Source organism: Enterococcus sp. 2STP (genome assembly GCF_032465635.1).
GTDB classification, from domain to species: domain Bacteria; phylum Bacillota; class Bacilli; order Lactobacillales; family Enterococcaceae; genus Enterococcus_B; species Enterococcus_B lactis.
Window position 1 is genome coordinate 189,949 of the sequence record NZ_JAWDJH010000013.1, and the last position, 26,320, is coordinate 216,268.

Genomic DNA, 26,320 nt, shown 5'->3' on the forward strand with positions numbered 1-26,320 from the left:
CTCTTAATCAAGTACAAGTGATTACTTCTCGTCCGAAAATCTCAATTTGTGTTAATGCTGGGAATGGTGACGTATCTTCTGCTTTTTTCAAATTTTTCAAAGTAACTGAACTCGTCATTTTTTCAGGAAAGTAAAACGATTGAAATTCAAGCGTATCTGTTGTTGCTACTTTTATTGTTTCTCCATCAGAAAAACAAATAGAAACTTCTGTCCAATAGCTATCATGTGGATAATCTCCTCGAAACAAAAGATTTACTCGATCGGTTTGGATTGAGCGTCCAAAGTCGATCGTCAAAGTTGCATCTTTTTGCTGATTGATTCCCCAAGAAGTAAATGGATAGGATCCATGTGAGCGATTACCAAACTTTCCGTCAATCGCATTTTTAGCAAAAAAAGTCACATCATTTCTCGTCTCTACATTAGCATATGCATGTGGATATGCTCCACTGAACAATTTTTGATCATGAGGGTTTGTAGATACATTCCGATAGCTTTCCACTTCAAAAACATAGGCTTTACGAACATATATGTGATGTCTTTTTGAACGAAATCCCGTCTCTACTGAAGCTTTCGTTTCTTCTAGCGGAATCACATATTCCCATTTCTTCTCTGGAATATAAAGAAGTGTCGGTGCCAATGTTTCATCTAATTGCACAACAAAATAGTGATCATTTTTCTCTTTCTTTATGACCAGTTTGTCTCCTACTTCATATGTGTGATTTTTGATTGCTAAAACTGCTATTTCTTCTCCATTTGCAGAAAATGCGGTTTCTTTTTTCTCGTGATCGATTTTGCCAATAACTACTTGATTATTTTTATTTTTTAGATCAATTTGAATCATTTTTTTCTCCTCCATTTATTATTCCGCCAACTAAACAAATAAAGCGATGGGTACCAGGTTCGATTTTCTTTTTCAAATAGGGAAGATTGGTTCTTGGAAAGAATACAGAAGTATTTGGTTCTAGTACCTGAATCCCTGCTTCTTCATACCCCTCGATTGCAATGATTTGAGACACATGCGTTTCTTTTATTTTTGCACAGTCTTTCGCCAAAGTTATTTCTGGTTCTTTTACCAAAAGACTAAATCCGCCTTCTCTTATCTCTAAAGGAATCGTCGTATATATCTCATGGAATCGAACATGCCATTCACCAAATGGGTAAATTTCTGTTTGGATCAGCACTTCTTGGAATGGTTGCCATTCATACATAACAGAAGTCTCTGTTGCTTCACTACTTCGTACCTTTTTCTTTGTCCTGAAATATTCACCGTCTCTTGAAAGAGCTAATGTATTATCAAATGCCCCTTCTCCATATGTGATTCCCGCTTTTGGCACACTAAAGCCGAATTTAGTAGAGTAGACAAACTTACTATACTTCGCTGGGGCATGCGCTTGGCCATCAATCATCAAACCATATGGATAACCAAGTACATGTTTTCCTTCTTTTGCCTGACACAAAAGCATATTTCCATTATCAATCAATCTTTTCTCTTTGGTATTGACTGGTTCAGGTTTGGCTTTCCAATACGGATGTTCTTTTTTTGTTGCTAGTAATAAAAATACTTTTAATGCCCAATAGGGAGACCCCGGTGCGTTATAACCTTCTGCCATCACAAGGTTCTCATAATGATACCCAATGGATAGCCGTCCGTCATAAGTAAAGATATCGTGTGTCATCCACTGCTTCATATGGTTGGAAAGAAGCGTCTTTATCTGACCCCAAGGGATTGCTTCCACTTCTGCAAAAATCAATGCAGAAAAAAAAGCACCTTGTGCAAATCGATAGATGAGACTTCGTCCATAAGGTAACGCTTCTCCATCGGAATCGAAATAATAAATATAGTCCTTCGTAAACTCTTTTGCACGATAGATGAATTTTTCTGACCATTCAGGAAAGTCATCTTTCATTAATTTGGCAAAAATCAATCCATAATAATGAAAAGCAAAAGGAACATAGTAATCTTTTTGCGAAGATTTACCGTCGATATACCAGCCTTTTCCTACATACATCGTGTCAATAAAGCGTAATTCTGCTTCCATTTTTTCTTTATCTAATGATTCACCACAATGTTTTAAAGCGATTCGGATCAAAATTTTGAAAAATGTCCAATTATTTTTAGGTATTTTTTTATCTAAGGCTTGTTTTAGCCAATGAATCAACTGTTGTTTGGAAGTGCCTGACAGTTCATCAAAGAAATAGTTTCGATTCAATAACAGATTCAAAGATAACGCTGCTATTTCTACGATATATTGGTCATAATCATTAATATCTCCCCAATAAAATGAATCTTTTGGATTCATCCCTTTCAAGATTTTCTTTCGATAGACGTCTTTCAACTCATCTTTCGTCCCATTATTCATCCAATAAGGTGCCAGTCCCCATAATGGACGAATAAATGCCTCCATCTCTGCTCTCTTCTCGTCATAAACAGCGCCGCTACTCCCTAGACGTACTCCTGGTTTTTCACTATTGAATAGTCCCTGTTTTAAAGGCAGAATCATCTCCTCTAGTGCTTCTTCGAAATCGCGCCGCGTCAAAAATAGATTTTGTTTTAACTGATTCATGACAACCCTCCGAATTCTTTTTCTTTAGGATACCATGGTAGAAAATCGGTTTCAGGAGAGACTTCTGAGTGAGATGAAAATGAAATGAGTGAGAAAGCAGGATAATCAAAACTTAATATGTTAGCACACTTAGTATTGTTTTCTCTTGGAAGCATTTCTTGTGATTTCTTCTTTTTACTTACTCTATCTAAAATGAAAGAAATCTAATATACCTTTGAGCCATTTCCAGTAAACAATATTTACCCCATGATTTGTTAATTCGTCCACCCTAAACAGGACGGAACGGTTAGGTTATAAAAAATCATCCACTGGATCATATAAATAAGAATCTCAGCATACATCTAAATAAAATGAACGCTAAGATCCCCTTTTAAATAGGCTTATTCACTTGTTTCTTCCAGCACTTTTGGACTATCTAACTTTTCAGAAACATGTTCCATTCTTCTCAATAAATAGATTTTCCGGATATTTAATATTATCGTCTTAATGACTGCATAGACAGGTATACAAATCAGCATGCCTAATATTCCTGCGACACTTCCTGCTCCAATCAATACCAAGATGATCGTCAGTGGATGGATATTCATTGATTTCCCAAACAACAACGGCTTGATCAAATTTCCATCTAATTGTTGGATCACTAGAATCGACAACGCCATGTACAAAGCTTGAAATGGAGAGATAAACAAACCGACAATGATTGCTGGTACTGCTCCAATAAAAGGGCCGACATATGGGATAATATTCGTGATGCCGCAAATGACCGCAAGCAATAAGCTATAAGGCTGATTGAATATTCTCATTGCCAAAAAGCTCATCACACCAATAATCAAAGCATCTAAGATCGTACTGCTGATATAGGCAGACAATGTTTCATTTAATTCTTTCACTGTTTGGCGCAACTCTTTACGAATCGCTTTCGGAAAAAAATGAGACAACGCATCAATAAATTTGTGTCCATCCTTAAACATAAACAGCAAGATAAATGGAACGGTAAATAACAAAATAAAAAATTGCATCATGAATGAAATGATTTTAGTGACACTTGCAGATAAGCTGACCAATATGATATTGAACAAATTACTGAGAGATAAATTCGCTGATGCTAATTGTTCTTCCAAATTGAAATTTTTAAACTCTTCTCGCTGCGCCAATTCATTTAACCATTTGCTTGTTTCATCTGCATAGATTGGCAGGCTCTGAGTCAATTGAATCGTCTGCTCCACTAACTGAGGCACTACATTCATGACAGTCAAAACAACTAAAATGATCACGACCAAAAATGTCAATAAAAAACCGAACACTCTCGGAATCCGATGCTTTTCGAGAAAAACAACGATTGGATCGAACATATAATAGATAAAACCAGCCACAAGCAACGGCAAAAAAATAGCCGAAAGCATTTTCAATATTGGACTAAAAATATTCGGCATTTGTAAAATAAAATACACGCCGACGATCGTGAGTACTAGCTCCACTGTCCAGAAAAATAATTTTGATTGTTTAAAACGTGATTGCATACCTCTCCTCCAAATTCCTTTGATACTTCTATTTTATCATTTAACAAAGAATTACGCGCTGAGATTTTCATTTGCTTAAAAAAAACAAAATAAAAAAGGAAAGGTATTTTACTGATCATAAGAGTACTTCAACAAAAACACGATCCGCCCAAAATAAAAATCGTTTTGGGCAGATCGTTTATTGCGCAATACTGACTAAATGCAGCTTTGTGATATTTTTGTGCACGGACAATTCCTCGATCACATCGGCATAAGTGAGTCCTTTAGGAAGATCGATCGTATATATATTTTTATATACACGATAGTCATCAACGAATTTCACATCAAAATTCACATCTTCGATCACGATATTTTTCTCTTCAAAATAATCGGTAAGAAAATCTTTGGTTTCTTTTCTATGGATAAATTGGATTTCTAACTTTTTAGTCGTAGGTACATGGATCACGCGTTTCACTACTGTGAGTGCAATAGCAATCCCGATAAAACTGATGATCGCAATGGAATAGTAACCCATGCCGATGGCGATCCCTAATCCGGCAATAGCCCATAAAGAAGCGGCAGTCGTAAGTCCCGTCACTGATTGTTTCGTGACGATGATCGTTCCAGCACCTAAGAAACCGACGCCACTCACTACTTGAGCAATCAGCCTTGCTTCATCTGAACGGATCGTTCCAGCAAGCTGTGGATACGCTAAAGCATCTCTTAATGCTCCACTAGCGATCTCGACTTGGATCAATGCAATGATACATGCTCCCATACAAACTAAAATATGTGTACGCATCCCTGCTGGACGATTTTTATATTGTCGCTCAAAGCCAATTGCTCCGCCAAATAGCATAGCGATCCCTAAACGTAAAATAATCTCTGGAATTGTCAATACCATATCATTCATCTAAACACCCTCCAGTCCAATATATCATGTCTGAAAGGAGCAGACAAAAAAAGTGCAATTTTTACCTCTTACGAAAAAGAGCGTGGGACAAAAGTAAAGAAAAACTTTTGTCTCACACTCTAAACATGTGTAAACGGCGGAAGCAGAAGCAACTCCTTCGGAAATAAGCTGAAATTCACAAAAATTTGAAAAGCAATTTTCGTGAATTCCTTCTTATTTCTTGGAGTTAAACGCTTCTGTCCCAGCCTCTTTTGTAAATTACAATTTACTTGCTGCTTCTTCATCGATGATCACAACGACATTGTCGTGGTTTTGCAATACACTTGCTGGTAAATGATTCGTTACAGGTCCTTCAATCATCCCTTTGATTGCATCAGCTTTGCTTTCGCCAAACGCCATCAAGACGATTTCTTTACTTTTCATGATCGAGCCAATTCCCATTGAAACAGCTTTTGTTGGTACATCTTCTGCTTTATCAAAGAATCGTTTGTTTGCATTGATCGTTGATTCTGTCAAATCAACTACTGAAGTTGTTCCGTCAAATGAAGCACCAGGTTCATTGAAACCGATATGTCCATTTTGCCCGATTCCTAAAATTTGGATATCGATTGGATGAGCATCGATGATTTGATCATACTTTTTGCATGCTGCTTCCAGATCTTCTGCTTTCCCATCTGGTACAAATGTTTCTTTGAATGGTTTTTTATCAAATAATTGGACATCCATGAAATGGCGGTAGCTTTGTTCATCTGAACCACCTAGTCCAACGTACTCATCTAAGTTTACAGAAGTCATTTCACTGAAATCCAAATCGCTTGAAGTCATTTCTTTATATAAAGTAACTGGTGTGCTTCCTGTTGCCAATCCTAATACTTTTGCACCTTTGTTCATACCTTCTTTGATGATTTCAAATGCTTTTTTTCCGCCTTCTTCAGCGTTTTTTACACGAATGATTTCCATAGTGATTGCTCCTTTGTGTTTTGGTATAGCCCAATTATAGCATTCTTTTTTTCTTTTTACAATAATCAGTATAGACCAAATTCTATTTTTTTCATTTTCTTGACAACAAAAGGGCATCCGTGTTAGGTTTCATAAGATGGTTCAATCAAACAATCCATGTTGCATGAAAACCAAGCACTTGATTCACTGTGGACGCTTTATGTCTGCAGTTTTTTTATGAAAAAGGAGTTATTATGAGTATACTGACATTAAACAACATCACCCAGCAGTTCGGCGATAAAATCCTCTATGAAGGAGTCGATCTGCAATTAAACGCTGGCGAACATCTTGGGCTGATCGGACAAAACGGAGCCGGCAAAAGTACATTGATTAAAATCATCACTGGTGAGATCCTGCCAGATGACGGACAGATCCATTGGCAAAAAAATATTCATAAAGGTTACCTCGATCAATATGTAGAAGTCGATGAAACATTAACGATCGAAGAATTTCTAAAAACTGCGTACGCAAAAGAATACGAAAAGGAAGAAAAAATTGCTTTTCTTTACCAAACATATAGCGAGACCTTCGATGATTCCTTGCTGGAAAAAGCTGGGAAACTCCAAACGGAATTAGACCAAGGAGTGTTTTATCAAATCGACACCTTAGTTGCTGAGATGAGCAGCGGGTTGGGGATCGATGTCTTAGGTTTAGATTCACTGTTGAAAAATCTAAGTGGTGGACAACGTTCAAAGGTGATTTTAGCAAAACTACTTTTAGAAAACCCAGATGTTCTGATCTTAGATGAACCAACCAATCACTTAGATGATCAGCATATCCAATGGCTGACGCAGTTTCTTCAGGATTTTGACGGTGCGTATATCGTGATTTCCCATGACCAAGAATTTCTTGATCAGATCACCACCCATATCGCAGACATCGAGTTTGGAAAGATTACTAAGTATACTGGCCATCTAAAACAAGCATTAAAACAAAAGGAACAAAATCGCGAAAGCTATTTGCGCCAATATCATGCTCAACAAAAACAAATCGAAAAGACCGAAGCTTATATTCGGAAATACAAAGCCGGTTCCCGATCAACGATGGCAAAAAGCCGACAAAAACAATTAGATAAAATCGAACGGCTGACACCTCCCGCTTCAGCAAGTAAAGCTGTCTTTGATTTTCCATTCTCTCCTATTGTCACGACGTTGGCAGTGGAAACAACTGATTTAGTCATCGGCTATGATCGACCGCTACTTGCACCAATCAATTTGACCATCCGGTTTGGTGAAAATATTGCCATTCGAGGCTTCAACGGGATTGGGAAATCTACTTTGTTAAAAACATTGATTGGTGAGATCGAAAAAATAAGTGGCGATTTCCACTTCCCAGATAACACAAAAATCAATTACTTTTCACAAGATCTGTACTGGGAAAATCCATTAGAAACACCACTACAATACTTAAGTAGTCAATTTCCAAAAGCAACTATCAAAGAATTACGTCGCCAATTAGCTAAAGCTGGACTAGTCAATCAATTAGCAAGCGAACCTCTCACTACATTAAGTGGTGGAGAACAAACCAAGGTGAAACTTGCACAGTTGACAATGAACCAAGGTAATTTACTGATTCTCGATGAACCGACGAACCATATTGATCAAGAAACGAAAGAAAGCTTACAAGATGGCATTCAGAAATTTCCAGGAACGGTGATCATCGTCTCTCATGAACAAGAATTTTATCAAGATCTTGTTCAACGAGTTATTGAGATCGAGCCAAAATAATGAGACAAAAAGACAAAAAAACTGATGATAGCATGATCATCAGTTTTTTTGTTGTTCAGTTTTCTTTTTTCTCTCGAAAAACAACGAATTGAAAGAAAAACGCACATCCCTGAAAAACAAGTCCGCTAACCGTTACACCTAACCAACCATACTGCTGCCACATGGTCGTCCCTAGCAATGAACCAGCCGCACCTCCAATAAAGTACATAAACATAAATACAGTATTATTTCGGTTGCTTGCTGCTTCTCCTAGTCCTTGTACTCGTGTTTGATTGGCGACTTGACCAAATTGATTCCCGACGTCTAATAAAATAATAGCTAAAAGCAAAATGGCCAAATGGCTTCCGCCAACCAATAAAGCAATAAAACTTATTGTTTGCATAACAAGTCCCATATATACAATTTTTCTTTCAGAATAAGAATCTGCCAGTCGTCCCACGATAGGTGCAGCGACTGCTCCAGACAACCCAAAAATCGCTAATATCCCTGCTTCAAAAGTCCCCCAATTGTAAGCGGGACTGCTGATATAAAAAATCAACGTAGACCAAAAGATCGAAAATGTGCCAAACATAAAAAATCCGCTGACTGCCGCTTCTCTTAATAAACGTTGAGAGGCAACTAAATGCGGCAAACTTTTGAGTGAATCAAGGTATGAAACAGATGTACTACTTTGCTGAACAGAACGCGGCATCTTCCAGTAAAGCAGAAGTGTAAGAATCCCGACTGCACATAAAGCAAATAAATAGATCATCCGCCAAGAAAAAAGACTGGCAACAATACCAGATACCGTCCGAGAAAGCAAAATCCCCACGAGTAAACCGCTAAGCAATGTTCCCATGACTTTTCCTCTTGCTTTTGGTCCCGCTAGTACCGCACCGTAAGGAATGATGATTTGCGGCACGATCGAAAGTAATCCTATTAAAAAAGAAGCGCATGCAAATAACGTAAACGAAGGCGCAAAAAAAGCGGCCAACAGCGAGATAGCAGATAACGCTGCCATTCGTATAATTAATTTTGGACGATCCACCACGTCCCCTAAAGGAACTAAAAACAGTAGCCCTAGTGCATAGCCTAACTGGGTCAGCATTGTCAATATCCCGACTGCACTTGTGCTAACAGATAAACTAGCTGCTACTTTTGTTCCAATCGGCTGGATATAATACATATTAGCAACAACGACGCCGCAAGTGATTGATAATAATAAAATAAGCGATGTTGTTAAAGATGTTTTTTCTTTACTCTCCATTGATTTCCCCCATTTCCTATCTTAGTTTACAACTTATGGAAAAGATTGGAAATAGAAAAATACAACTATTCGCCATACTTATTATTTTTGTCTTTGTTTTCCTTGTTTTTTCTTGCGATCTTTATAAATGAAGACAACTAACCCTACTAACACAGTAACACTTGCAACCAACGTGACTGCAGTTTTGTTATATCCGTGAAACAGAGCTTCTCCCCCACACGCATACAACACAGATGAAGGGATGACTCCAATCACGATCGACATTACGATTTGCTGAAGAGGCAGTTTCATCGCATCTGCAGCAAAATTGACCATAGAAGATGGGATCACCGGTATCATGTAACCTAACATTACGCCTATTTTTGGATGTCTCATTTGCCGAATGGATCGCACCCAATGATTTTTTTCAGTTTTCTTGTCTAAAAACTTCAATCGGTGCATCAAAAACACAGCGGAGATATTGCCCAGAGCATTCCCTAAAACATTGATACCTGCCCCAATGAACGGACCAAAGCTCAATCCGGCAATGACACCAATAACCGAAGTAGGGATACCGGGAACAGCACACATCACTGCCGTTAATACGACTAAAAGAAGCCCTGCGAAAAATCCGTGAGAACGGATATGAGCCAGTAGCTGTGCTTTACTTGCTTTCGGGTTCAAAAATAATTGTATATCTGTCTGGTATTCCAAATACAACCGATAGCCCACCATCAGTATCAGAACGATTCCCAACGTGATCAAAATCAATCGGATTTTTTTCTTTTTCATATTACCTCCTGAAAAAAACTATATTCATTAAATAATAGTTTAACATAAAAACAAAAAAGCACCGAAATCCAAGATAGGATCTCAGTGCTTTTAAATAGTTAAAAAATTATTTAACAGTTACAGATGCGCCAACTTCTTCAAGTTTAGCTTTCAATTCGTCAGCTTCTTCTTTAGATACGCCTTCTTTAACTGGTGCAGGAGCGCCATCAACTACAGCTTTAGCTTCTTTCAAGCCTAAGCCAGTTGCTTCACGAACTGCTTTGATAACTTTAACTTTTTGGTCTCCAGCTGCAGTTAATTCTACAGTGAATTCTGTTTGTTCTTCAGCAGCAGCAGCGCCACCAGCAGCAGCTACAGCTACAGGAGCAGCAGCAGATACGCCAAATTCTTCTTCAATAGCTTTAACTAGGTCGTTAAGTTCTAGGATAGTTGCTTCTTTTAACTCAGCAACGATGTTTTCAATGTTCAATGCCATTATAATTTCCTCCGTTTAAATGTTCTTTTTTATTTAATACTTTATGCGGCAATTAAGCTGCATCTCCATCTTCTTTGTCTGCCACTGCTTTGACAGCGTAAGCCACGTTGCGGACTGGCGCTTGTAGTACAGATAGCAACATAGATAGAAGTCCTTCGCGATTTGGCAATTTTGCCAATGCTGTGATTTCTTCCAATGAAGATACTTTACCTTCGATGATACCGCCTTTGATTTCTAATGCTTTTGCTTCTTTAGCAAATTCGTCCATGATTTTCGCTGGTGCAACTACATCTTCGTTACTGAATGCAACGGCTGTAGGTCCAGTGAATACTTCGTCCATGCCTTCAAGGCCAGCTTTTTTAGCTGCACGTGAAAGGATTGAGTTTTTGATAACTTTCATTTCTACGTTAGCATCACGAAGTTGTTTACGTAAACGTGTTACTTCATCAACTGTTAATCCGCGGTAGTCAACGACTACTACTGATGCAGCTGCTGTAAATTTTTCGCTTACTTCATCAACGATTGCTGCTTTTTTTGCGATAATTGCTTCACTCATTTTTGAGTTTCACCTCCTGAATTTTGATGGAAGAGTTTTTTGAACTGAAAAGGCAAATCACTTGTATAGTTTCTTTGCTCAACCAGTATTGTTCATCATCTATTCACTTCGTTCATAGTGATTCTACTCGCTTTGCTCGAAAGGAAACTCCTTTCGCTTTGCTCAACCAGTATTGTTCATCATCTCTTCACTTCGTTCATAGTGATTCACAATAAAAAACTCTATGCCACCGCAGACATAGAGGGACTATTGAATATATTCAATAAACGTCCTCGGTAGGAAATTAAGGCTTGGAGCCACCTACTGTCTTCGGTACAAGTTAATTATTAACCTCAACTAGCTTAGCATGCTAAACTAGTTGAGTCAAGAATTATTTTTCAGTTGGATCAATCAACGTTCTAATATTTGATTAGAAAGAAGCTTGGTCAACATGGATACCAGGTCCAAATGTTGTTGTGATCGTTACATTTTTCATGTATTGACCTTTAGCTGCTGATGGTTTAGCTTTTAGCAATACATCATGGATTGTTGCAAAGTTTTCAACTAATTTTTCATCATCAAATGAAACTTTTCCGATTGGTACATGGATGTTTCCAGCTTTGTCTACACGGTAAGTTACTTTACCAGCTTTCACTTCGTTTACTGCTTTTGTTACATCCATTGTAACTGTACCAGTTTTAGGGTTTGGCATTAAGCCTTTTGGTCCTAATACACGTCCTAGACGACCTACAGTAGCCATCATATCAGGTGTTGCAACAACTACGTCAAAGTCAAACCATCCGTTTTGGATTTTTTGAACCATGTCGTCGTCACCTACGAAATCTGCACCAGCTGCTTCAGCTTCTTTTGCTTTGTCTCCTTTAGCAAAAACTAAAACAGTTTGTGTTTTACCAGTTCCGTTTGGTAATACAACAGCACCACGGATTTGTTGGTCTGCTTTTTTAGGGTCTACGTTCAAACGGTATGCAACTTCAACTGTTGCATCAAATTTTGCAATGTTTGTTTCTTTTGCTAAAGCTACTGCTTCGGCAACAGGATAAACTTTACTTGAATCAACTTTTTTTAATGCATCTTGCATTTTTTTGCTCTTTTTAGCCATTTTGGTTCCTCCTTGATTGTGGTTATAACGGTTGTACCTCCCACGTGTTCTATATCTTTCAATATAGAGCCAACTGAGAAGCTGCTGTCTTAGGGTGTAGAGATTATTCTACAGTGATCCCCATGCTTCGTGCAGTTCCTTCAACCATGCGCATTGCTGCTTCAACGTTAGCTGCGTTTAGGTCTTCCATTTTTAATTCAGCGATTTCTCTTACTTGATCGCTAGAAACTTTCGCAACTTTATTTTTGTTTGGTTCACCTGAACCTTTTTCGATTTTAGCTGCTTTTTTCAATAGAACAGCAGCTGGCGGTGTTTTTGTAACGAATGTGAATGAACGGTCTTCGTATACAGAAATAACAACCGGAATGATCAAACCTGCTTGATCAGCTGTACGAGCGTTGAATTCTTTTGTGAATCCCATGATATTGATACCCGCTTGACCTAGTGCAGGACCTACTGGTGGAGCTGGAGTTGCTTTCCCTGCAGGAATTTGCAATTTAACGATTTTTTCTACTTTCTTTGCCACGAGACATACCTCCTTAAGTCCGTGATGTGGTTAATTGGAGATGCATATTTCTCCTCCCACGTTTTATCTGATCTGAAAAAATCCAGACAAATAATGTGCAAAACAATGCACACTGGTACAGTATAGCAAATTTATTTGTTTTTTCAAGATTTTTTTCTGCTATTTTTACATTTTGCTTGAATAAACGCTAAATTTATTCTAAAAAAACAACAATTTTTCGTTCCCATTTCTTCTTTTATGTTACACTTGCGCTAGCATGGTTCAACAGATGAAAGCAAACAATAACGCGGTTTTTTTAGACCCTTGTACAAAGATTCCTACATAACAAAATGAGGTGGAGAAAATGAAAGATTTAAGGTATAGAAGTGTCTTTGATATTATTGGACCTGTGATGATTGGTCCAAGTAGCTCCCACACAGCTGGAGCAGCTAGAATTGGGAAGATCGTACGCAGTATATTTGGCGAGCAACCTGATTCTGTAGATATTTATCTATATGAATCATTTGCAAAAACCTATCGGGGGCACGGAACAGACATTGCATTAGTTGGCGGTCTATTAGGAATGGAACCTGATGATGAACGTTTAGCTGATTCTTTGAAATTGGCATATGAAGCAGGCATGGAAGTCTTGTTTGTTCCTAAGAGTGAAAAAGCCGAACATCCGAATTCTGTAAAGATGCTTCTAAAAAAAGGAACACGAAAGCTTTCAGTTACTGGCATTTCGATCGGCGGTGGCAATATCCAGATTTCTGAATTGAATGGATTCAAAATTTCTTTAAGCATGGGAACACCTACCTTGATCGTTGTTCACCAAGATGTTCCAGGGATGATCGCTAAAGTGACTGGTATACTTTCTGAAACCAATACGAATATCGGTACTATGACAGTGACACGGGAATCAAAAGGCGAAAGTGCCATCATGATCATTGAAGTAGATAATCCTCAAGTTGAAGAAACAGTAAGAAGACTCAAACATCTGCCAAATATCGACAGCGTAAACTATTTCGATTAAGGAGCTGAAAAAATGTTTTTATCGATTGAAGAATTAGTAGACCAAGCGAAAGCTTATTCAAGTGTAGCAGAATTGATGATTGCAGTTGAAATGGAAATGAGCGGTCGTTCCCGTAGTCAGATCATTGCGATTATGGAAAAAAATCTTTCAGTAATGGAACAATCGATCAACGAGGGAAAAGAAGGTGTCACCTCCGTCACAGGGATTACCGGTGGCGATGCAAAAAAATTAGATGATTATTTGAACGAGGCAGATTTTTTGAGCGGAGAAACGATCTTAAAGGCTGTACGCAACGCTGTAGCTGTTAACGAAGTCAATGCAAAAATGGGATTGATTTGTGCTACACCGACTGCTGGAAGTGCGGGGGTTGTTCCTGGTGTGTTAATGGCTGTCCGAGATCGGCTTGGTTTGTCACATGAACAGCAATTGGAATTTTTGTTTACTGCTGGCGCTTTCGGGTTAGTAATCGCGAACAACGCTTCTATTAGTGGCGCAGAAGGGGGTTGTCAAGCAGAAGTTGGTTCTGCAAGTGCAATGGCGGCGGCAGCTTTGGTTTGCGCAAAAAATGGGACTCCTCATCAAGCAGCTCAAGCAGTAGCCATCACATTGAAAAATATGATGGGACTGATTTGCGATCCTGTTGCAGGTTTAGTTGAAGTACCTTGTGTCAAACGTAATGCTTTAGGGTCTTCTCAAGCTTTCATCTCTGCTGACATGGCATTAGCGGGTATCGAAAGTGTCATTCCACCGGATGAAGTCGTTGCTGCGATGTATCAAGTCGGACGACAAATGCCATCGATTTTCAAAGAGACAGCAGAAGGCGGCTTAGCTGTTACGCCAACTGCTAAGCGACTTACAGAAGAGATTTTAAATAAGAGGTCGTAAAAAAGCTGCCTAGTTTCGAGTATTAAGAGATTAGTTATTTTCATCACAAAAAAACGAAGAGACGCACAGTTAGGCCTCTCTTCGTTTTTTTATTAATCCATCAATTTCGTATTTTTTACTTCATCAATCGTTTTTGTTCCTGCAAGTTGCATCGTGATCAACAATTCTTTGTTCAGGTGTTCAAAAACAGAAGTTACCCCTTCTGCCCCACCTAGATTCAATCCATAGATCACTGGTCGGCCAATCGCAACTAAGTCAGCACCACTTGCCAAAGCTTTAAAGACATGTTCTCCTCGACGGACGCCAGAGTCGAAAATCACTGGTACACGTTTATTGACTACTTCGGCAATTTTTGGCAATACTTCAAAGGAAGCAGGACCTCCGTCTAATTGTCGCCCCCCATGATTAGATACCCAGATACCATCTGCCCCTGCAGAGATAGCGATGACTGCATCTTCTGGCGATTGTATTCCTTTTACGATGACTGGAAGATTGGTGATTTCTTTGATTGTTTTGATGTCATCTGGTGTCAAGCCTTGTTTTGCAGCTGCATAAATTTCTGCAATTCCTTTTCCTTCGCCATTCCCACTTGCACTTTGTTCGCTATAAGCAGCTAAATTAGGCATTGGTAATGGAAATTGGAATTGATTGATCACATCTTCTTCACGGTAACCACCGAGCGTTGAATCTGCCGTTAAAATGATGGCTTTAGCTCCTGCTTCTACTGCTTTTTTCAAAATGAACTCATTGAATCCATCGTCTTTACTCATATATAATTGGAAAAACTGCGGTGCACCTGGCGCTGCATCTGCTGCATCTTTGATTGTCGTGTTCGCATAAGTGCTGATGGAAAAGATTGATCCAGCAGCAGCTACCCCTTTAGCTGTATCAGCTTCCCCTTTTTCATGTGCCAATCCTTGGGCCGCTGATGGCGCTTGGATAATCGGTGTGTCTAATTCAATTCCAAAAACTGATGTATGCAAATCTGCTGAGTCGATTCCGCGTAATATCCGTGGCATGATTTTTTTTGTATTAAAAGAAGTCGTATTTTCTTTCATCGTCCACTCATCTTCAGAACCACCGCGAATATAGCCAAAAGCTCCTGCTTCCATGCGCTCTTTTACAAGACCTTCTAGTGAGGCAATGTTTACGATATCGATTGGATGTTCTTCATTACTTGTATGATAAGTCATAGTAGATCCTTCTTTCATCTTCTTAATTACATATAAATCATACTATCCTTACAAAAAGTAAGCAAACATTTACTCTCGGATCCTTTTCTTGCTATTCGTTCCAAACAAATCGACTAACAAGCTGATCTACTTCTTGGTTTTCATGAAGCATACTATGAGCGGCATTTTCGCCTTTTACTATTTTTTCTTCTACTTCATTTCCGTGTTGTTTCAACAACGCATAGACAGCTAATGCACTGTTTAACGGTACTGTCCCATCACTCAAGTCTGCTTCATCTAATTGTCCGGCAATCAGGAAAAATCGAGTAGTTGTAGGCATATTTCCGATCATTTGCTGATAATCTTGATAGCGGCTAGAAACAACAGCAGGCCCCTTTGCTAACTCCTCTGTCAGAGATTGCCCACTGTCATCGACAAAATCATTAAAAGGTGCACCAATTGCCGTAAATGTCTGAACTTGCGGCAATGACGTATCCTGTCCATATGTTCCTAAATAGCGTAATGCACTAACTCCTCCCATGGAATGCCCCACTATGTTGACTTTGTCTATGCCCTCGTTTTCTTTCAGATACAAAAGACAAGATTTGATCCATTCTGCTTGGTTCCACTCGTTGTTTTTATTATCTTCAAACAATACTTGGACCATCGGATTGTCTGCTTTTCCAGACAAGTCCCCTTCTGCTTGTATTTGTCCATCTGCTCCTACTATTAAAACTAATTCTTTTACTGCTTTTTGATTTTTTTCCAAACGTTGCAACATCCCTTTAAAGGAATTTTCTGTCCCGCTGTAGCCATGGAAAAAAAGTGTTGGAATAGTGGTTTTTTCTATCACTTTACTGGATTCTACCGTTTTTTCTTTATCAGAAACTGCAGTAGTATTCGTCTTCGTCGTCTGGCAACCACTTATCGCAAACAAGCTGATAAGCACTAAAGCTGCTGTAGCCGCATGTTTGCATACATTTTTGATTTGATTTGTCATTCGCCTCTTCCTTTCCATATAGAAAAAAGAAAGACTTGAAAGGTCAATCGTATGATCGACATTTCAAGTCTCTTTATTAATCGATTTTATCTACTTGATCGAAATCAAGTTCTGTACTTGTTTCACGACCAAACATATCGATGTTGACTTTCAATTTTTCTTTTTCTCCGTCAACTTCTGTTACTTGTCCTTCTAATCCAGCAAATGCGCCTTCGATGATTTTCACAACTTCGCCAACTTCTACTTCTAGATCATTTTGTCGTAGACTCATGCCGATAGAACGCAAGATATGATTGACTTCTTCTGGAAGTAGTGGTGCTGGTTTGCTTCCAGCTCCGTGTGAACCAACGAATCCTGTCACGCCTGGTGTGTTACGGACAACATACCAGGAAGCGTCTGTCATGATCATTTCAACAAGAACATATCCTGGAAATGTTTTATGAACGATTTCTTTTTCTTTCCCATTTTTGACTTCTGTTTCTTTTTCTTCAGGAACAACGACACGGAAAATAAAGTCGGCCATTTTCATACTTTGCGCACGAGATTCGATATTTGCTTTTACTTTGTTTTCATATCCTGAATATGTATGCAAGACATACCAGTTTTTTTCAAAAGATTCCATTGAAGGCTCCTCATTTCATTGTAAAATAAAAAAACCTCAGTACACCCGAAGTTTTTCTTTCGCTTCATTATAGCACTAAAAGCACATTGTGGCTAGCGAGTTATTTTAAGATCCAGCCAAATAAACTTTGGATTGCTGTATCCATTACGTAAAACATCAACCCGAAAAGAATAGAAGTTTCGATAACTACCAACGTATCTTTACGAAGTTGTTTTCTGTTTGGCCAAGTTACTTGTTTGATTTCATCTTTTACGCTTTTTAGAAATTTCATGAGACATCCTCCTTTGCTGTTTATTTCGTTTCTTTATGTAATGTATATTGATTACAATATTTACAAAATTTGTTGATTTCTAAACGTTCGCCGCTTTTTCCTTCACTGACTGATTTTGTGTAGTTACGAGACCCACAAACGGAACAAGCGAGTGCTGCTTTTTTCTTTGCCATTTACTTCTGCCCCCTTGCTGAGAATCAGACTTATACTTAATAACAGTATCACGTAACTTTTTACTTGTCAATTTGTGAAATAAACTATCTATTGTTTTAGATAAAATTATGATATGATTAATTTGAAATTAAGCTAAAATGAGACAATTGGAGGTATAGCGATGCTATTAAAAACACTTGTATATAAGAAAAAAGATCTGACAACCGTTACAGAGACTAGTACATTAGAAGAAGCATTAAAAATTTTAGAAACTTCCGGATACCGTTGTGTGCCGATCTTAGATTCTTCAGGGAATATTTTCCGTGGAAATATTTACAAAATGCACATCTATCGTCATAAAGCAAACGGCGGTGATATGACGCTTCCTGTCACTCATCTTTTGAAAAATGCCACAAAGTTCATTTATCTGGATACTTCTTTCTTCAAAGTATTCTTTACGATCAAAGAGCTACCTTATATTGCTGTCCTTGACAGTGAAAATCATTTTTATGGTATTTTGACACATAGCACATTACTTAATATGCTCTCCCAATCTTGGAGCGTAGAACAAGGAAGCTATGTGCTGACAATTGCTTCTACAGGAAAGCAAGGAGATCTGGCTGCTATCGCAAAAATCATTTCAAAACACAGTAGCATTGCCAGCTGCATTACTCTTGATATTGAAAAAGACGAATATATCCGACGTACATTGATTACGCTGCCGGCGAACACTGAACCAAAAGTATGTGAAACGATCGTCAACCACTTAGAGAAAAAGAATTATAAAGTGGTAGAAATCGAAAATTTGCAAAACCAAGAAGCATAATAAAAACGACAAAAGAAATACAGCTCAGCTGCTTTCTTTTGTCGTTTTTTTACAATTAGACACGCTTTTCAAAATCAAGCGAACGATCTAAATAATACATCAGTGGTGCTGAAACAGCCATGATGATGAACTCGCTTAATGCAAGTGTACCATAGGTTGTCCAAAATGCTTGGCCACCTGTCGGAACTAGCATATAAGCAATCAATCCCATGCTGATGGTAAAGAAGATCGTGTTCAATACTAAACGCATCTTTACATTTTTCACTTTGTTTTGCAACAAAGCTGTCAGACCTAAAGAAAGCAATGTTTGGCCACCACCGAAAACCACATCCATGATACCAAATCCAAAGAAGGCATTATAGACGATGACCCCGCCCAAAACTCCCCAAAGTAATTTACGGTTAAAGACAACTAAATGATTCAAACTTTCTGAAATACGAAACTGGATCGGCCCTGAGGATACAGGCGCAACTAAAATAGTTAACGCTAGATAAAGAGCCATGACGATACCATTTACAACGATTACGGACAACCGTTGTCTGCTTTTCGTTTTTTGCATTTTCTCTCCTCGTTTCTCCTAGTTTTTTTAACGCGGGATGGTTGATGAACCGCGATTATGTGAAACAAACAATAATTATAACAGACTTTTCATTTATTTCAATCTGTCTTATCTACTTTTGAAAAAAGTAAATAAGCAAAAATGTAAACGTTTGCCAAAGGTCTCAAAATATGGTATAAGATAAGTGTAAGGGGTCATAAGAATTCCCAGTAAAGCAGACGAAGTAGGTTCTGCACGAACAGAATTGTTGTGAAACTTAAATAAATAAAAAAGGATGTGGGAATTTGAGCAACCTCTTACTAGAGAATAGTCTAGCAGGCAGCTGAAGGTCTAAGTGGACATACCGAACCTTGGAACTTCTCCTTACGTAAGTAATGGATGATGCGCTTGCTAGGCTTTTTTGTGTTTTTCGGTCTCCAGACCTTTTTCATTCTCCTAGTCTTCTGCTATAATAACCAAGAATTAATTTTGTAACAGGTGTTTTTTTGTAAAAAACAAGTTTCTTTCATTCCAAAAATAGAAAAAGCTTGCTAATTATTGGTTAACCAGCAAACAGGATGATTAAAATATCTTGTTTTATTGAATAGCAGGAGGAAAATATGAAATTCCATTATCATTTATTGATCAATCCATCGGCAGGCAGTGGAAACGGCCTTAAAGTAGCAGAAAAAATCTTGCCGGTATTAAAAAATAAACATGTCGACTATACCCTTCATTACAGTGAATACAAAGGACATGATGCGGAGATTGCTGAAATTCTGGCAAAAGAAACATTAGTACCTTGGACAGAAGAACAGGAAACAATCGAAACTTTCCCTCTTTTGATCATCGTAGGAGGAGACGGTACCTTGCATCAGGTACTTGATACTTTCTATCAGATGGAAGTTGAATTTCCTGTTGCTTATATTCCAGCAGGCTCTGGAAATGATTTTGCTCGAGGAGCGGGACTTTCCAAGAATCCTAAAAAAGCACTTCAGCTGATTTTAGCAGCTCAATCACCAGATAAAGTCCATATAATGGCTTATGAAGAAAAAATAAGTGAAAAAAAAGGAATAGCTGTTAATAATTTCGGTATTGGGTTAGATGCAGCTATCGTCCACGCGACAAATCATTCTTCTACAAAAGAGCGATTGAACAAATACAACTTAGGTTCTTTTTCGTATTTGTTCTCTATTCTCCGGACTTTATTTACTCAAAAAGGATTTCCAATTCTAGTGGATGCAGGAGGAAAGCAGTTAAGTTTTTCAAATGCATTTTTATGTACAGCAACGAAGCATCCTTTTTTTGGAGGAGGAATCGCAATTGCTCCAACTGCAGATGCGTCTAAACCAGTCATTGATTTTGTCATGGTCGAACGAATCAATATTTTTAAAATCATATGGCTTATCCTTTTACTTATGCAGAAAAAACAATTGAAATCGAAATATTTCCATCACTACACAACAAACAGATTACGAATTGTTTCAACAACGCCGCAATATGGTCAAGAAGATGGAGAAGATGTCGCTCCTCGTCCTTTTGATCTGCAATTTTCTACAAAAAACCAGTTATTTTTCAAGTAATTTCGAGTATAAAGAAAAATTTTGCGGAAACGGTTGCTCGCATTTTTGCAAAAATTTGTCTTCATACCGAGAAACCGGCTTTTGAACACCGTTTATCAAGAAGAGCCTACAATTTCACTCCAAGTCACCAAGAATAATTTCAAAAAGCGGATGAGGCACAAGTCGTGTCACATCCGCTTTTTAAGTGATCAATATTGCCAATAAATAGCGCATCCGTATCGTCAGATTCTTTTATAATGTATACGGTGTAATGTTTTCCATACCAATCATTGGATCTACTAATTTCTGATTAATCGCTTCTGCAGTAAGAACGAACTCCTTAGGAACAGCAGGTTCTATCTCTTCTTTCTTTTCTTCCACAATCGATGAAGAAAACAGATCTGGTTCCACTGTTTCCATTACTTGGTTTTTCGATTCATTCGTTCCACTGTCGTCTTTTATAGGTAACTGTTCTTTTATGTCCTGCGACTCTTTCGTATAGGTCCCATCTTCAAATGGATCATTTCCAATCAAAGAATCTTCATAAGCTGCTAATTTTGTCCGCAGAGTGATAGTCATTTTTTCATTATCGATGATTCTTGATTTCAACGTAGTCATTCGGCTTGCCGATTCATTCGCTACACAAGTGGCATACGCTTGCTCTTCCCCTAACAAAATCAACAGTTCCTTACTCCGAGTAACCGCCGTGTAGAGTAGATTACGCTGAAGCATGCGCTGATATTGATGAACCATGGGCAAAATGACCATTTTGAATTCACTGCCCTGTGATTTATGGATCGAGCAACAATAAGAAAGAGTAATTTTATTCCACTCGTTTCTTTTATAAGTGACCTCATTTGCATCAAACTGGATAACTAATTCATCCACTTTATCTTCCGAATCTTTTGCCAAGATAATCCCCGTGATTTCTCCCATATCCCCATTGAATACATTCAATTCAGGAGTATTGACTAACTGGAGTACTTTGTCTCCTATCCGATAAACGGTGTCGTTCCAATGCACTTCCTTTTTCCCAGGTCTCCCTGGATTGAATATCTCCTGCATCATTTTATTTAACGCATCGATTCCTGCAGGTCCCCGATACATTGGTGCTAATACTTGGATATCTTGTGCACGGAATCCCTTATTTTTCGCCTTTTCCACAATTTTAGAGATCAGGGGTTCAATTTGATACGCGTCGCTTCGGAAATAGGAACGATCTTTTTGATTCTTTGTGAAATCTTTTGGTAGACGCCCTTCTTTGATTTCATGGGCAAGAGGAATAATACTAGAACCATCACCTTGTCGATAGATCTGATTGAGTTCCATTTTAGGAATTTGTTCGATTTCCAAAAGGTCATGTAGCACTTGTCCAGGACCGACAGAAGGAAGCTGATCTTTATCTCCTACTAGGATAACTTGCATATTCGTCGGAATCGCTTTGAATAATGTGTTAGCCAGCCATGTATCGACCATAGACATCTCATCAACGATCAAAAGTCCGCCTTCTAATTCTTTCGTGCTGACTGAAGGTGTTTTTTCTCGTCCATTCAGCCCAAGTAAACGATGGATTGTGCTGGCAGGCAGACCTGTTGTCTCATTCATTCGTTTAGCTGCCCGGCCAGTGGGTGCTGCAAGCAGAATAGGAAAAATTTCTTGGGTATATTTTGACGGGTCCAATTCCAGACCATTCAACTCTGCAAAAAGATTAACGATCCCATTGATCACAGTAGTTTTCCCCGTACCTGGTCCTCCTGTTAAAATAAATAGAGGAGAACGGATGGCTTCAGCGATTGCTTGTTCTTGCGAGGGTCCATATTGTATACCGAATATTTTTTCGATACGCCGAATATTTTTCTGCACTTCTTTTTCAGGATAATGGATTTCTTTTTTACGGCTGAGCAGACGTTGGATGGAATTGCCGATTCCCCATTCAGAAAAATACAAACTGTTTTCGTAAAGATTCGTTTCTTCTTGTTGGATTTTTCCTTCTTCAACAAGCTGGATAATCACAGTAGCAACCTGATCAGGCAGAATTTCGATTGGACGACTTGTTTCTAAAATACGGATGGTTTGCTGAAGCAATGTTTCCGCCGGTACGTATGTATCTCCTGTTTGAACAGCATGCTGAAAAATCTGATGCAAGATGGCTGCTCGGATTCTTCTAGGTGAATCTGCTGCAATACCGATTTGTTCGGCTAGATTATCTGCACGTTTGAACCCGATTCCTTCTATGTCTTCGACTAGCTGATACGGATTTTCTTCGATGATATCCAAAGACTCGTTCTTATAGGTCTGATAAATACTGAAGGCTAACTGACTACCGAATCCATAACGATTCAATCCCATGATTACTTGATCCATCCCGTGATTTAGACGAATCGTTTCAGCAAGCATTTCTCTTTTTGGCTTAGTTAAACCAGAGACTTGTTTTAATACCGAAGGATCAGCAATGATTTTTTCGATAGCATCTTCTCCCAGCAACTCGACGATTTTCTCTGCTGTTTTCTTACCGATCCCAGGGAATTTTTCGCTGGAAAGATAAGCTACGATCCCATTCGCAGTTGTTGGTTTTTCTTGCTCATATCTTTCGACTTTAAGTTGTCTTCCGTATTTAGGGTGATCCACTAGTTCTCCATAAAAACGATAGGTCTCATTTTCTTGAATATCGCCAAAGCTTCCGGTAACTACAATTTCTTTTTCACGGTAATCAGCTGTGGTTTCGCTGATGTGTACCAAAAGCACTTTGTAAAAATTACTAGGATTTTGAAAAAAAATCGCGGCAACTGTACCAACGAAATAAGGCATTTCTTCTGGCTGCATCGGAAGCCGCCTCCTTCTTCTATAGTAAAGGTTCTGGTGCTGTTTCAGTTCCTAAAAAATCTGTTTGGTTCCATACTTTCAGTTCATACGGCAATAATTTGCAAGGCTCTTCAGTCTCTAAAATCGTCAGGCTGCTATTGAACAAACCGCCCATTTCCCGCAACTCACTTAGCTCTTTCCCTGTCATCCATTGAATGGCAGCAGTTAATGAGGCCCCATGACCTACGAATAAAAGAGGTCCGTTTTTATGTTGAGCAACCGCATCCGCTACAACAGTTTCAATACGTGTGATTGCTGATTCAATCGTTTCTCCATGAAAAGGAGAAGGATCATATAGATCTAAGTGATTACGCAAATTCGGCAGATTCTCTGGGTATTTCTGATACATTTCATCGATTGATTGTCCTTCTAAAGTACCTAGCCCTAGTTCTCGCAGTTTATCTGTATAAAAAATCTCTACCGGACGAGCAAGCTCTTTATTGATACCTTCTGCTGTATCGCGTGCTCGTTTTGCTGTACTGGAATAAATTGCTTTAAAAGGAACATATTTTACTTTTTTCCCAAATGCTTTGATTTCTTCATAACTTTGAGGCAAAAGCGGAGAATCGCCATTGCTCCCTTGAAAACGTCTTTCCTGATTCCATTGTGTCTTCCCATGTCGGGTAAAATATAGTTCCATACGCAGCAAACTCCTGTCTTTCTTTTATTTTACTATATAATAAACTGTCTAATCCAGCTTGTCATTTTCATAATGGTGCGTTAATTCTAAATTAGGGAATCCTTGCTGACGAAGTGCTTCGTACACAATCATTGCAGCTGTATTCGATAAATTCAATGAACGAACATGCTCATCATTCATAGGGATGCGCAAACACTTTTCCTCGTTTTCGCGCATAAACGCTTCTGGCAAGCCAGTTGTTTCCTTTCCAAATAAAAAGAAGTGCTCTTCTCCATCAGCAAAATTTTCTTCACTGTATACCTTATGGGCAAATTTTGAGATCAAGTGTAGTTTACGATCACCTAAAAATGCTAAAAAAGCTTCTAAATCACTGTGATAAGTAATATTTACATCATTCCAATAATCTAACCCTGCTCGTTTCAGGTGTTTGTCATCCGTTGAAAAACCTAGGGGCTCAATTAAATGAAGCGGCGTATTCGTGGCCGCACACGTACGGGCAATATTTCCGGTGTTTGCAGGTATTAACGGTTCGAATAAAACGATATGATTCATCAGGATCATTCCTCTCATATTTATGTTCGTTTCTATTTTCTGACAATTTGATTTTTGCATAAAAAAAAACGTATCAACTCGGTGTCAGTCACTGCGAGTCGTTACGTTAGTGAAGCTCTTCTCACTAACTTTTATCAGAACAGGAACCTGATAAAAACCAATGAAAAAACAACTTGTTGCTACTATAACACCCTCAACTTACTTTTGCAACCTCTACTCTTTAAAAACTACTAGAAAACCGTTTTCTCTTAGTTCCTTTTAATAATTCTATGTCAATTGTAATCTTATTCAAAGGATTCTTGTACAAGTCTGCTTTGATTTCTTCCTCCACTTGCCACTCTAAGGGCGACATTGCTAAAAGATCTTTTCGATTTTCTTCTGGTATCTCAAATTCATAGGTCACACGCTGACGTTCAGTTAGTTTCATCGATTCAGTAAACTTTGCGACTACACGATCATTGGAATAACTTTGCTTTTCAGGTTGATTCGGATAAAAAGCCTGACGCAGTTCTTTTAAATAATTTTCTTGCGGCACTACCTTCAGCACCTCTCCATCTTCTGACAGTACACGTTGAAATTCTTGGTAATGAGAAGGCGAAAAGATATTTAAGATCGTGTTAAATGTCTGATCAGCAAATGGCAAATTGGTCAAATCCGCTACACACCAAAATGCCTCGACAGATTGTTCCGTAGCTGCATAGACCCCTTCTTTTGAAATATCAAATCCAACAGCAGTTTGAATCTTTTTCAATTTTGAAAGTTCATTCAAGAAGCTTCCTTCTCCGCAGCCGACATCTAATAGCGAGACTTCATTAGGCAGATGCTGTGCAATAGTCTCAATAACAGGCTGGTACATGCCTGATTGGATCATTCTACGCCTTGGAACGAACATTTCTTGATCATATTCTGTTTTAACCGCGTGGGATAAAAAGTAAAGTGTTCCTTTTTTGGACAGATCAAAACGGTGATTCTTTTTGCATATCAAGCCATTATCAGACTTTTCTACCTCTTCTTGGCAAACTGGACAGCGGAACAGCTGATGTTTTTCTGCCAAAAACTGTCGTCCTCGGTCAATTTTTTTTAACATAGTTCCCCCTCATTTCTGTTTTATCTTACCGTTAGATGCTCACTTTGGCAACTGGTAAAAATATGATACAATGCCTAGAAGAAAGCGAAAGACAAAGGAGAAGATCAGATGATCAAAGAATTTTGTGCTGAAAACTACACATCTATTCCTCTGGCAATTGCCAGAGGAGCTAACCGAATCGAATTATGTGACAACTTAGCGGTCGGCGGAACGACCCCAAGTACTGGTGTGATCGAAGAAACATTAAGTTACGCAGGGGAAAAAAATATCCCTGTAATGACGATTATCCGTCCTAGAGGGGGCGATTTTGTCTATAACGATATCGAATTGAAAATTATGCATACTGATTTGATTGAAGCAAAAAAATTAGGGACGGATGGCGTAGTTTTTGGTTGTCTTACTCCCTCAGGATGGCTAGACGAAGAAGCATTGGAACTATTGATCGAAACCGCAGAAGGCGTACAGATCACCTTCCATATGGCTTTTGATAGTATTCCTGAAGAACGGCAATTTGAAGCAATCGATTGGCTAGCAGCGCACGGTGTTGACCGTATCTTGACGCATGGCGGCCCTGCTGATCAAACGATTGAAGAACATTTCCCACGGCTCAAAGAATTGATTGACTATGCAGATGGCCGTTTGATCATTTTGCCCGGTGGTGGCGTAACAGCAGCGAATGCAGCACATGTAGCTAAAGAATTAAACGTGAGTGAAGTCCACGGAACTAAAATCGTTGAACTTCAGCCATAATCTTATAAACAAA

General features: G+C 38.6%; 27 protein-coding genes, 1 riboswitch and 1 other annotated feature. Of the genes, 6 read left to right on the plus strand and 21 right to left on the minus strand.

Features of this window, described 5'->3' with window-relative positions:
* Positions 1 to 7: 7 nt before the first annotated feature.
* From RWU19_RS04950 to nagB, 5 genes are all read right to left on the minus strand, one after another.
* Positions 8 to 841 (minus strand): hypothetical protein, encoded by an 834-nt coding sequence (locus tag RWU19_RS04950; RefSeq protein ID WP_316002695.1) that lies wholly within the window; start codon positions 839 to 841, stop codon positions 8 to 10.
* A complete protein-coding gene (locus RWU19_RS04955; protein WP_123837683.1) occupies positions 828 to 2,564 on the minus strand; it encodes a DUF2264 domain-containing protein in 1,737 nt (578 codons plus the stop codon). The genes RWU19_RS04950 and RWU19_RS04955 overlap by 14 nt, the downstream gene beginning before the upstream one ends.
* A gap of 380 nt (positions 2,565 to 2,944) precedes the next feature.
* A complete protein-coding gene (locus RWU19_RS04960) occupies positions 2,945 to 4,084 on the minus strand; it encodes an AI-2E family transporter (RefSeq protein ID WP_002290560.1) in 1,140 nt (379 codons plus the stop codon).
* A gap of 178 nt (positions 4,085 to 4,262) precedes the next feature.
* Entirely contained in the window at positions 4,263 to 4,976 is a 714-nt protein-coding gene (locus RWU19_RS04965; RefSeq protein ID WP_002290559.1) for an MgtC/SapB family protein, read from the minus strand.
* A gap of 258 nt (positions 4,977 to 5,234) precedes the next feature.
* Complete coding sequence (gene nagB, locus RWU19_RS04970) at positions 5,235 to 5,936, minus strand: glucosamine-6-phosphate deaminase (protein ID WP_002287787.1); 702 nt, start codon at positions 5,934 to 5,936, stop codon at positions 5,235 to 5,237.
* A gap of 233 nt (positions 5,937 to 6,169) precedes the next feature.
* Here nagB and RWU19_RS04975 point away from each other — a divergent pair, with 233 nt between their 5' ends.
* Positions 6,170 to 7,702 (plus strand): ABC-F family ATP-binding cassette domain-containing protein, encoded by a 1,533-nt coding sequence (locus RWU19_RS04975; protein WP_002290558.1) that lies wholly within the window; start codon positions 6,170 to 6,172, stop codon positions 7,700 to 7,702.
* A gap of 55 nt (positions 7,703 to 7,757) precedes the next feature.
* Here the strand turns inward: RWU19_RS04975 and RWU19_RS04980 are convergent, their stop codons facing one another.
* From RWU19_RS04980 to rplK, 6 genes are all read right to left on the minus strand, one after another.
* Positions 7,758 to 8,948: an MFS transporter gene (locus RWU19_RS04980; RefSeq protein WP_024635125.1), complete on the minus strand. Its 1,191-nt coding sequence runs from the start codon at positions 8,946 to 8,948 to the stop codon at positions 7,758 to 7,760.
* A gap of 81 nt (positions 8,949 to 9,029) precedes the next feature.
* Entirely contained in the window at positions 9,030 to 9,719 is a 690-nt protein-coding gene (locus RWU19_RS04985) for a TVP38/TMEM64 family protein (RefSeq protein ID WP_002291632.1), read from the minus strand.
* A gap of 106 nt (positions 9,720 to 9,825) precedes the next feature.
* Positions 9,826 to 10,194 carry a 50S ribosomal protein L7/L12 gene (gene rplL / locus RWU19_RS04990; protein ID WP_002291633.1) on the minus strand — a complete coding sequence of 123 codons (369 nt, stop codon included), beginning with the start codon at positions 10,192 to 10,194 and terminating at the stop codon, positions 9,826 to 9,828.
* Between the two features lie 52 nt (positions 10,195 to 10,246).
* Entirely contained in the window at positions 10,247 to 10,750 is a 504-nt protein-coding gene (rplJ, locus tag RWU19_RS04995; protein WP_002291634.1) for a 50S ribosomal protein L10, read from the minus strand.
* Positions 10,751 to 10,953: 203 nt separating this feature from the next.
* Positions 10,954 to 11,081, minus strand: a sequence feature (ribosomal protein L10 leader region).
* Between the two features lie 78 nt (positions 11,082 to 11,159).
* Positions 11,160 to 11,849 carry a 50S ribosomal protein L1 gene (rplA, locus tag RWU19_RS05000; RefSeq protein ID WP_002291636.1) on the minus strand — a complete coding sequence of 230 codons (690 nt, stop codon included), beginning with the start codon at positions 11,847 to 11,849 and terminating at the stop codon, positions 11,160 to 11,162.
* Between the two features lie 103 nt (positions 11,850 to 11,952).
* Positions 11,953 to 12,375, minus strand: a complete 423-nt coding sequence (rplK, locus tag RWU19_RS05005; protein ID WP_002291638.1) for a 50S ribosomal protein L11 — start codon at positions 12,373 to 12,375, stop codon at positions 11,953 to 11,955.
* A 343-nt stretch (positions 12,376 to 12,718) separates the two neighbouring features.
* On the opposite strand from rplK, the gene sdaAB reads away from it, so the two are divergent.
* Together sdaAB and sdaAA are read left to right on the plus strand one after the other, a co-directional pair.
* The gene (gene sdaAB / locus RWU19_RS05010; RefSeq protein ID WP_002315670.1) at positions 12,719 to 13,387 is read left to right on the plus strand and encodes an L-serine ammonia-lyase, iron-sulfur-dependent subunit beta; all 669 of its coding nucleotides are present in this window, start codon (positions 12,719 to 12,721) and stop codon (positions 13,385 to 13,387) included.
* Between the two features lie 12 nt (positions 13,388 to 13,399).
* A complete protein-coding gene (sdaAA, locus tag RWU19_RS05015; protein WP_002309997.1) occupies positions 13,400 to 14,272 on the plus strand; it encodes an L-serine ammonia-lyase, iron-sulfur-dependent, subunit alpha in 873 nt (290 codons plus the stop codon).
* Between the two features lie 92 nt (positions 14,273 to 14,364).
* Here sdaAA and RWU19_RS05020 read toward each other — a convergent pair whose 3' ends face one another.
* The 5 genes from RWU19_RS05020 to rpmG all read right to left on the minus strand — a co-directional run bounded on the left by RWU19_RS05020 (position 14,365) and on the right by rpmG (position 17,510).
* Positions 14,365 to 15,465 (minus strand): lactate oxidase, encoded by a 1,101-nt coding sequence (locus RWU19_RS05020; RefSeq protein ID WP_123837684.1) that lies wholly within the window; start codon positions 15,463 to 15,465, stop codon positions 14,365 to 14,367.
* 91 nt (positions 15,466 to 15,556) lie between these two features.
* On the minus strand, positions 15,557 to 16,462 hold the full coding sequence (locus RWU19_RS05025; RefSeq protein WP_123837685.1) for an alpha/beta fold hydrolase: 906 nt from the start codon (positions 16,460 to 16,462) through the stop codon (positions 15,557 to 15,559).
* Between the two features lie 58 nt (positions 16,463 to 16,520).
* Complete coding sequence (gene nusG / locus RWU19_RS05030) at positions 16,521 to 17,066, minus strand: transcription termination/antitermination protein NusG (RefSeq protein WP_002294580.1); 546 nt, start codon at positions 17,064 to 17,066, stop codon at positions 16,521 to 16,523.
* Between the two features lie 100 nt (positions 17,067 to 17,166).
* On the minus strand, positions 17,167 to 17,337 hold the full coding sequence (gene secE / locus RWU19_RS05035) for a preprotein translocase subunit SecE (RefSeq protein WP_002309994.1): 171 nt from the start codon (positions 17,335 to 17,337) through the stop codon (positions 17,167 to 17,169).
* A 20-nt stretch (positions 17,338 to 17,357) separates the two neighbouring features.
* Entirely contained in the window at positions 17,358 to 17,510 is a 153-nt protein-coding gene (rpmG, locus tag RWU19_RS05040) for a 50S ribosomal protein L33 (protein ID WP_002294578.1), read from the minus strand.
* A 161-nt stretch (positions 17,511 to 17,671) separates the two neighbouring features.
* On the opposite strand from rpmG, the gene cbpA reads away from it, so the two are divergent.
* The gene (gene cbpA, locus RWU19_RS05045; RefSeq protein WP_002315667.1) at positions 17,672 to 18,316 is read left to right on the plus strand and encodes a cyclic di-AMP binding protein CbpA; all 645 of its coding nucleotides are present in this window, start codon (positions 17,672 to 17,674) and stop codon (positions 18,314 to 18,316) included.
* 55 nt (positions 18,317 to 18,371) lie between these two features.
* Here the strand turns inward: cbpA and RWU19_RS05050 are convergent, their stop codons facing one another.
* On the minus strand, positions 18,372 to 18,875 hold the full coding sequence (locus RWU19_RS05050; protein WP_002315666.1) for a QueT transporter family protein: 504 nt from the start codon (positions 18,873 to 18,875) through the stop codon (positions 18,372 to 18,374).
* A gap of 12 nt (positions 18,876 to 18,887) precedes the next feature.
* Positions 18,888 to 18,934: riboswitch (PreQ1 riboswitch) on the minus strand.
* A gap of 540 nt (positions 18,935 to 19,474) precedes the next feature.
* On the opposite strand from RWU19_RS05050, the gene RWU19_RS05055 reads away from it, so the two are divergent.
* Positions 19,475 to 20,437 carry a diacylglycerol/lipid kinase family protein gene (locus RWU19_RS05055; RefSeq protein ID WP_086323010.1) on the plus strand — a complete coding sequence of 321 codons (963 nt, stop codon included), beginning with the start codon at positions 19,475 to 19,477 and terminating at the stop codon, positions 20,435 to 20,437.
* A 231-nt stretch (positions 20,438 to 20,668) separates the two neighbouring features.
* On the opposite strand, the gene RWU19_RS05060 is transcribed toward RWU19_RS05055, so the two are convergent.
* The 4 genes from RWU19_RS05060 to RWU19_RS05075 all read right to left on the minus strand — a co-directional run bounded on the left by RWU19_RS05060 (position 20,669) and on the right by RWU19_RS05075 (position 25,557).
* Positions 20,669 to 23,239, minus strand: a complete 2,571-nt coding sequence (locus RWU19_RS05060; RefSeq protein ID WP_002315664.1) for an ATP-dependent RecD-like DNA helicase — start codon at positions 23,237 to 23,239, stop codon at positions 20,669 to 20,671.
* Between the two features lie 19 nt (positions 23,240 to 23,258).
* Positions 23,259 to 23,918 (minus strand): histidine phosphatase family protein, encoded by a 660-nt coding sequence (locus RWU19_RS05065; RefSeq protein WP_024635131.1) that lies wholly within the window; start codon positions 23,916 to 23,918, stop codon positions 23,259 to 23,261.
* A 48-nt stretch (positions 23,919 to 23,966) separates the two neighbouring features.
* Positions 23,967 to 24,470, minus strand: a complete 504-nt coding sequence (gene trmL / locus RWU19_RS05070; RefSeq protein WP_002328916.1) for a tRNA (uridine(34)/cytosine(34)/5-carboxymethylaminomethyluridine(34)-2'-O)-methyltransferase TrmL — start codon at positions 24,468 to 24,470, stop codon at positions 23,967 to 23,969.
* Positions 24,471 to 24,690: 220 nt separating this feature from the next.
* On the minus strand, positions 24,691 to 25,557 hold the full coding sequence (locus tag RWU19_RS05075) for a methyltransferase domain-containing protein (protein WP_002315661.1): 867 nt from the start codon (positions 25,555 to 25,557) through the stop codon (positions 24,691 to 24,693).
* Between the two features lie 108 nt (positions 25,558 to 25,665).
* On the opposite strand from RWU19_RS05075, the gene RWU19_RS05080 reads away from it, so the two are divergent.
* Positions 25,666 to 26,307 carry a copper homeostasis protein CutC gene (locus RWU19_RS05080; RefSeq protein WP_002309986.1) on the plus strand — a complete coding sequence of 214 codons (642 nt, stop codon included), beginning with the start codon at positions 25,666 to 25,668 and terminating at the stop codon, positions 26,305 to 26,307.
* Positions 26,308 to 26,320: the final 13 nt, after the last annotated feature.